Genomic DNA, 7,842 nt, shown 5'->3' on the forward strand with positions numbered 1-7,842 from the left:
TCAGCGCAACACCGCCTCCCCGAGGAACTCGCACGCCTGCAACGCCAGCGCGATGTCCAGCTTGTCGTGCACCGCGGGCGCGCGGGTCGGGTCGCCGAGGGCCTTGTTGATCCGGTACTTGACGGTGTTGCGGTGCAGGTTCAGCCGTTCGGCGGTGTGCAGGTGGCTCTCACCGGTGGCGAAGTAGGTGCCGAGCGTGACCCGCAGCATCGCGGCCTGCTCGGTGTCGTCGGCGAGCGGGCCGAGGATCTCGCCCACCCACGCCCGCGCGGCGTCGAGGTTGCGGGCGAGCAGCGACACCACGGCGACGCCGCGATCCCCGAACCCGATGACCCGCCGGGTGCACGTGGCCTGGGCCACCGCGATCGAATACGCGGCCTCGGCCTGTTCGTGCGAGCGACGGAAACCGGCGAGGCCGGAGCCGGGCAGGCCCAGCGCGAGGCGGCCGGCGGGATGGGATCGGACGACGGAATCGAGTGCTGCCGTGTCGATCGTCGGCCGGTGCCGATCGAACGGCAGCCAGGCCCACACCGTGCGCCGGTCGATGGCGGTGAGGATCGGCGGGGCATCCGACCCGAGGTGCACCGCCACCGCGCGCACCAGCCGGTCCAGGGGATTGATCGCGCCGTCCGCGGATTCGGTTGTAGTCCAGACGATCACCCCGACATGACAGCGGTCGAGCCGGTACCGGGTCTCCGCCTCGAACGCCGCGACGTCGGTTTCGGATCCGTCGACGAGGCCGTGGATGAGGGCGGAGTGCACGTTGCCGCGCACGGCCGACCACCGGCGCCGTTCCTTCTCGTACGCGTCGAACACGTACAGGGTGATCCAGTCGATGTACCGGTAGACCACCGCGGAGATGTGCTCGATGACGTCGAGTGTCACCTGCGGCGGGAGGTTCATCGACCGCACCTCGTCGAAGCACAGCCGCATGAGGTCGTTCTGTCCCATGTGGTACGCACGGACGAGCGAGTGCGACGGCACGTCGCGCTGCGCCAGCCGCAACGCATATTCCACTGCCGCCGTGGTGGGTTGGAGGTGTTCGGCGGGGATCTCGTTGGTGAGCACGTGGATGATCGTCGCGATGTTGCCGTGCACGCTCGCCTCGAGCAGCTCGACGAGATGCGGATCCTCGTCGAGGTGAGCGATCTCCCGCGCCATCATCGCGGTCATGGAACGGGTGATCTCCCGCTGGCGGGCGTCGAACCGGCGCGCGACCTCGGCGACGACGCGCTGAACCTCGTCGGCGGCCGACGGTGCGCCCGTCGACCGCCCCGAGACCACCGGCTCAGCCACGGCCGGCGCTCCGCAGGTGCCGCAGCGCCGATTCCGCGGCGTTGTAGCCGCACATCCCGTGCGCGCCCGCCCCGGGCGGGGTCGAGGCCGAGCACAGGTAGACCCCGGGAACCCCGGTGCTGTAGGGGTCCAGCGCAATTCGCGGCCGGAACACCACCTGCAGGTCAGCGTTGGCGCCGCCGATGATGTCACCGCCGACCTGGTTGGGGTTCTGTCGCGCGAGGTCGGCGGGCGCGGTGACCGCGGTGGCGACGATGCGGTCCCGGAACCCCGGGGCGAACCGCTCGATCTGGGCGACGATCGCGTCCGTCGCGTCGCCGGTGTAGCCGGCCGGGACGTGGGCGTACGCGTAGAGCGGATGCACGGAGCCGTGGGAGCGGGTCGGGTCGGCGACGTACTGCTGGCCGAGCAGCACGAACGGCCGCTCCGGCATGCGCCCCGTCGCGACGTCCCGTTCGGCCCGGGCGATCTCGGCGAACTCGCCGCCGAGGTGGACGGTGCCGGCCTTCCCGCATTCCGGGTCGGCCCACGGAACGGGACCGTCGATCGCGAAGTCGACCTTGAAGGCGCCGGGAGCGTGGCGGAACCTGCGGTAGGCCTTGGCGATCCGCGCGGGTACCGCGTCGCCCAGGATGCCGAGGGCGGCCTCGGGGGCGACGTCGAGGAGCACGACGTCCGCGGGCGGCAGATCCGCGGCACGGCGGACCCGGACCCCGGTGTGCACCTTGCCGCCGTGCTCCGCGAGCTGCGCGGTCAGTGCCCGCGCGATCGCGGCGGAGCCGCCCTCCGCCACCGGCCACCCGTAGCGATGGCCGGCGGCGGTGATCATCAGACCCACGGCGGACGTGGCGGGCCGGTCCAGCCGGTGGTAGGCGTGAGCGGCGACCCCGCCGAACAGGGCACGTCCCTTGGGGGTGCGGAACCAGCGGGCCGAGGCCGTGGCGGGCAGCAGGGCCCGGGGCCCGAACGCCACCAGCCGCAGCGGGTGCCGCGGGACGTTGAGCACCGGCCGCATCAGGTCCGCGGCGAGCCCGTCGAACCCGGTTGCGAGGTCGGCGAACATCCGCCGCCACCGCGGGCCGTCCTCGCCGAGGCCGGCCGCGGTGACGTCGAGGGATCGGTGCAGCAGGGCTGCCTCGCCCCCGTCGAGGGGATGGGCGCAGTCGATCTCCGGCCACCGCCACCGCAGCCCGTAGCGATCGAGGCCGAGGGTCTGCAGGTAGGGGGAGCCGGCACCCATGGGGTGGAAGGCGGAGCAGTGGTCGTGGACCAGGCCGGGGACGGTGAGCTCGCCGGAGCGGGTGCCGCCACCGATCTCGTCGGCTGCCTCGAGAACCTGGACGTCCACGCCGCTGCGGGCGAGGTGGACGGCGGCAGCGAGCCCGTTGGGTCCGCTACCGACCACGACCGCCGTACTCACGCTGTGACCTCCCGCTGTGCGGCTGCCCGGTGGGCGCCCTCGCGGTCCATTGTCCACTCCACGTCGAACGGGATGGGCCCGTTGGGCAACCAGGGCTGCTCGGCGACGGCGTCGGCGACCCTGTAGGTGCCGCGTTCGATCACGCCGAGGGCCGCGTCGATCACCTTGTATTCCTGGGTGCCCTTGTGGATCGGCTGGGATTCGATCCAGGCGACGACGAACTCGCCGGGCGCGAAGTTGCAGCGCCGCTGGATCGCGGCGATCAGGTGCTCGTTGTGCAGGTGCCCGTCACCGAAGTTGAAGGCGACGATCGAGTTGCAGGAGAACTCGGCCTCGCGCAGGTCGTAGGTGTCGATGTCGTCCCCGAGGTGGCGCATCATCAGGGAGATCAGCGCCCGGCCCTGGCTGTGCATGGACCGCCAGCCCAGGAGCTGGTGCATCACGACGTCCGCGACGTCGGCGGGGTAGGTCGCGAGCAGCTGGGTGCGGGTGTTCTCGGCGGCCCGCACGATGTGCCGGTTCAGCTTCTCCTCCGCACCCGGGGCGAACGCCCAGGTGGCCGAGGCCCAGTTGCCGGCGTACTGCCGCATCGACGGCAGGAACGAGACCAGGTCGGGGCGCAGGTTGCCGAGGACCGGGAAGAAGCACAGCGCGGCGGTGATCGCGCCCGCCAGCCACAGCGACGACATGTCGGTCACGGCGTAGCCGTCCCAGGCGGGGAAGCCCCAGAAAGGAAGACCGTGGCGTAGGCGAACAGCAGGTTCCATTCCAGCGGCACCGCGAGCGGGAACGTCGAGGCGATGAAGAAGTGGAACGCCACCATCAGCAGCACCGCGAGCAGCGTGAGCGTGCGGTTGGTGGAGAACAGCAGCACCAGCGGGGTGACGATCTCGACGAACGTGCCGAGGACGTGGGCGACGCCGCTGCCGAGGTGCGAGGGCCGCAGGTCGTTCGGGAAGCTGCGGTAGTGCATGCGCTTGACCCGCTTGGACAGCATCCACGGGGTGTTGCTGATCATCGGGGGGACCACCATGGCGAAGTGGCGGCCGAACTTGGAGACGCCGGCGCCGACCCAGACGGTGACGATGAGCAGCTTGAGGGCCACGATCATGTCGACGAAGGGCAGGAAGGTGAAGAACACCATCGCCGGCAGGTACTGCTCGCTGCGGGCGGCGATGAAGATGACCTTGTCCCGCAGGCCGATCACGATCAGCAACACGATCAGCGGCGCCACGACCGCGGGGCGGACGAGGCCGGCGTTGTCGGCGACGAGCGCGTCGACGGAGGCGGAATGCACACCCGGAAGAACCACGGCGACAATCAGATTGACGATCAGAAGGGCGTAGAGCGCCACGTCGCCGACGGTGCGGCGGTCACCGGACGTGCCGGGCACCTTGCCCGGCCACGGTGGGAGCCGGATCGTCTCGGGCTTGAGCCAGTACCGGAAGCCACCGGTCATCGGCTTGAAGTGACCGGCGAGCGGACCCCACGACCCGGCGAGACCGAGCGCCTCGAGCAGCACGGTCCACAGGATCAGCTTCTGGTAGACGATCGGCTGATTCCACCACGACGAGACGTCGAGCCACGACAGGCCCGAGGTCAGCGTCGCCAGGGCGGTGCCGGCGCCGATGTAGAGGAACAGCAGCTTGAGGATGTAGACGGTGTGCACCATTTTCGGCGTGCCGAATCCGTAGTCGACCCAGTGGGTCGACATGGCCCGCAACCGATCCCGGAACGGGAGGTCGCGGAACGTGGCGGGGTCCACTTCCGGGAAGTGGCCGGTCTTGAAACCCATGGGAATTCGCCTTTCGGGTAGGGGTTGCCGCCCCACCGGCCCGGGGCCGGCGAGTCGGGGTGGAGCGTGTGGTGTCCTCGGGAGCGGTCAGGCGTGCACGGGAGCACCGTGGCTGCGCCGCAGGCCGGGTTTGTCGATCTTGCCGACGGGGTTGCGCGGCAGGGCGGCGACGACGTGCACCTCGGCGGGCACCTTGACCCTCGTCAGCCGCTCGGCGAGGTGGGCGAGCAGTTCGGAGTCGGTGACGGTCCGCTCGGGATAGGTCACGACGTACGCGACGGGAACCTCGCCGTACACCTCGTGCGGCGCGCCGATCACGGCGGACTCGAGGACCGCGGGGTGCGTGGCCAGGGCGTTCTCGATCTCCTTGGGATACAGGTTCTCCCCGCCGCGGATGATCATGTCCTTGATGCGGTCGACGAGGGTGAGGTATCCGTCCTCGTCGAGCCGGCCGACGTCGCCGGTGTGCAACCAGCCGTCGACGACGGTGCGGGCGGTCTCCTCGGGTCGGCCGAGATAGCCGCGCATCACGTTGGGCCCCTTGATGAGCACCTCGCCGGTGGCGCCGGCCGGCAGGTGCCGCCCGTCGGGTCCGGCGATGGCGATCTGCTGGCCGGGCAGCGCGGGGCCGACGGTGCCGAGCTTGCGGGGGCCGTCGATCGGGTTGCACGCCGACGCGCAGGTGCCCTCGGTGAGCCCGTAGCCCTCGACCACGACCAGGCCGAAGCGCTGCTCGACCCGATCGAGAAGTTCCTTCGAGATCGGGGCCGCGCCGCAGATCGCGAAGCGCAGCGACGAGGTGTCCACCGGGGTGTCCAGCGGCTGGGAGACGAGCAGGGCGTAGATGGTGGGCACGGCCGAGAAGTAGGTCGGCCGCAGCCGTGCCACGTCGTCGAAGAACCGGGCCGGGGAGAACCTGCCGGTGATGCTGAGCTGCGCCCCGGCCAGGATCGGCGCCAGGAAGCTGACCGCGATCGCGTTGACGTGGAACAGCGGCAGGATCAGCAGGCAGTGGTCGGCCTCGGTCAGCTGCAGGTGCGTGCGGAACGAGTCGGCCATGAACTGCAGGTTCGCGTGGGCGAGCTGGACGCCCTTCGGGCGGCCGGTCGAGCCGGAGGTGTAGATCAGCAGGGCGGTGTCGTCGGGACGGGGATCGGCGCCGGCCGACCATCCGGCCGGCGGGGCGGTAGCCATGTCGTCCACGTGGATCAGCGGGCGGCCGCCCGACGGGGTGTCGGGACCGGCGCCCAGGACGAGTACGGCTCCCGCATCGTCGATCTGGTACTCGGCCTCGGTCGCGGTGAACGCGGGATTGACGGGGGTGGCCGTCGCACCCAGCCGCCACGCCGCCATGAGGGCGACGAGGAGTTCGGCCCGGTTCGGCAGCATCACCGCGACGACGTCACCCGCAGCGATCCCGTGCTGCTGGAGTTGCGCCGCGAAACCGTCTACTCTGCAGGCAAATTCGGCGTAGGTGAGTTCCCGGTCGTCGTCCCGCACGCAGGGCCGGTCCGATTCGCGGTGCCACACCAGATATTCGATCGTCACTACCGTCGGTCCTTTTCTCTTCGGCTGACCACAACGGTAGTGACGGGGATCACGTCCCGACTACGGCCTCGCGGGCTCGAGTTCCGACGGGGTGTTGTCCTCCGAGCACAACACCGCGCCGCCGGCTGTCGTTGCAGCCGGCGGCGCGGAGCGGATCGTCAGTGGGCCGGATTGCCCGAGGGCGCGGGCTGCGGCCCGCCGGGTCGCGGCTCCGCGTCGACGTGCATCGCCCGGGCCAGCGCCCTCTCCTCCGGCGGGGTGGCCCGTTCGCCGCCGCGCCGGCGCAGGTACCGGGTCTTGAGGTGGTACGCGGCGACGATGACCGCGAGCGCGATCAGCGACTGCACCAGTTCGGCGCGGGCGCCGGTGAACCACATGCCGACGAGGATCGCGACTATGACCGCCGTGACGACGACCGGCAGGACCGGGTAGAGCCACACCCGGAACTGCAGGATCTCCGGCGACGTGCGTTCCCAGCGGCGGCGCAGCACCAGCTCCGACAGGCAGATCATGATGTACACGAACAGGCAGATCGCACCGGACGACGTGACCAGGTACAGGAAGATCGTGTCGGGCCAGACGTAGGCCGCAACGATGCACACGTATCCGACGAACGTGCACGACAGCACGCCCTTCAGCGGGACACCGCGGGAGTTGACGGCCGTCATCCACGCGGGTGCGTCGCGGTGGGCACCGAGCACGAACAGCATGCGCGAGGCGGTGTAGAGCCCGGAGTTCAGGCACGAGAGCACGGCGACCAGCACCACGAAGTTGAGGATCTCGGCGGCCCCGGGGATGCCCAGGACGTCGAGGGCGGCCACGAACGGGGATTCGCCGACGACATAGCTGTCCCACGGCAGCATGGTCACGAGCAGGAACGTCGCGCCGACGAAGAACGCCAGGATCCGGAACACGACGGTGCTGGTGGCGCGGCGGATCGCCGCGGCCGGCTCCTTCGACTCGGCCGCGGCGATCGTGACGAGCTCGGCCCCCGTCATCGAGAAGATGACGGCGACCACCCCGACCATGACGGGGGTGAAGCCGTGGGGCAGGAAGCCTCCGTGTGCGGTCAGGTTGCCGAAGGACAGCTCGGCCCCGGGCCAGACGCCCAGCACGTAGAGACCGGCCAGGACGAGGAACGCGATGATCACCGCGACCTTGATCCCGGCGAACCAGTACTCGGCCTCGCCGAAGTTGCCGACCGACAACAGGTTCACGACGGTCATGATCAGCAGCAGGCCGGCGGCCATCAGCCACAGCGGCACGCCGGGGAGCCAGCGGGCGAGCAGGGTGGCCCCGACCACGGCCTCGATCCCGACGACGACCACCCAGAAGTACCAGAACAGCCAGCCGGTGGCGAAGCCTGCCCAGTTGCCCATGGCGTCGCGGGCGTATTCGGTGAACGAGCCGGTGCAGGGCTTGGCGACGGCCATCTCCCCGAGCATGCGCATGACCAGGAAGACGATGAGCCCACAGATCAGGCAGGTGAGGATGGCGCCGGGGCCGGCCTGACCGATGATCGCGCTGATCCCCACGAAGAACCCGGCCCCGATCACCCCTCCCATGGACAGCATGGTGAGATGGCGCTTCTTCAGCGCGTGGCCCAGGGTGTCGGACCTTTCGGCCGGTGGATCGGTATGCACGGCACTCCCTTCGAGACCTGATGTGCGGCCGCCGTCGTGTGCCGGTTCCGGCGTTACGGCGGCGCTGTCGCTCGGATGGGAGAACACTATGGCCGTGATGTGACCCACGGCATGGCCGCCGCGTACAGGGGCCGGTGTCA

Annotated in this window: 4 protein-coding genes and 1 pseudogene; all 5 read right to left on the reverse strand. The window is 70.2% G+C overall.

What is annotated here, in order from left to right:
• Positions 1–1,296, reverse strand: a complete 1,296-nt coding sequence (locus AIIKEEIJ_RS31005) for a PucR family transcriptional regulator (RefSeq protein ID WP_050036186.1) — start codon at positions 1,294–1,296, stop codon at positions 1–3.
• Positions 1,289–2,716 (reverse strand): FAD-dependent oxidoreductase, encoded by a 1,428-nt coding sequence (locus AIIKEEIJ_RS31010; protein ID WP_161996506.1) that lies wholly within the window; start codon positions 2,714–2,716, stop codon positions 1,289–1,291. The genes AIIKEEIJ_RS31005 and AIIKEEIJ_RS31010 overlap by 8 nt, the downstream gene beginning before the upstream one ends.
• Positions 2,713–4,511: pseudogene (locus AIIKEEIJ_RS31015) on the reverse strand (DUF3556 domain-containing protein). The gene AIIKEEIJ_RS31010 and the pseudogene AIIKEEIJ_RS31015 overlap by 4 nt, the downstream one beginning before the upstream one ends.
• An 87-nt stretch (positions 4,512–4,598) precedes the next feature.
• A complete protein-coding gene (locus AIIKEEIJ_RS31020) occupies positions 4,599–6,059 on the reverse strand; it encodes an AMP-binding protein (protein WP_161996507.1) in 1,461 nt (486 codons plus the stop codon).
• A gap of 158 nt (positions 6,060–6,217) precedes the next feature.
• Positions 6,218–7,702, reverse strand: coding sequence for an amino acid permease (locus tag AIIKEEIJ_RS32770; RefSeq protein WP_050036188.1), 1,485 nt, complete (start codon positions 7,700–7,702; stop codon positions 6,218–6,220).
• Between the last annotated feature and the right edge of the window lie 140 nt (positions 7,703–7,842).

Origin of the sequence: Rhodococcus sp. YH1, from assembly GCF_009939605.1 — a bacterium.
GTDB classification, from domain to species: domain Bacteria; phylum Actinomycetota; class Actinomycetes; order Mycobacteriales; family Mycobacteriaceae; genus Rhodococcus; species Rhodococcus aetherivorans.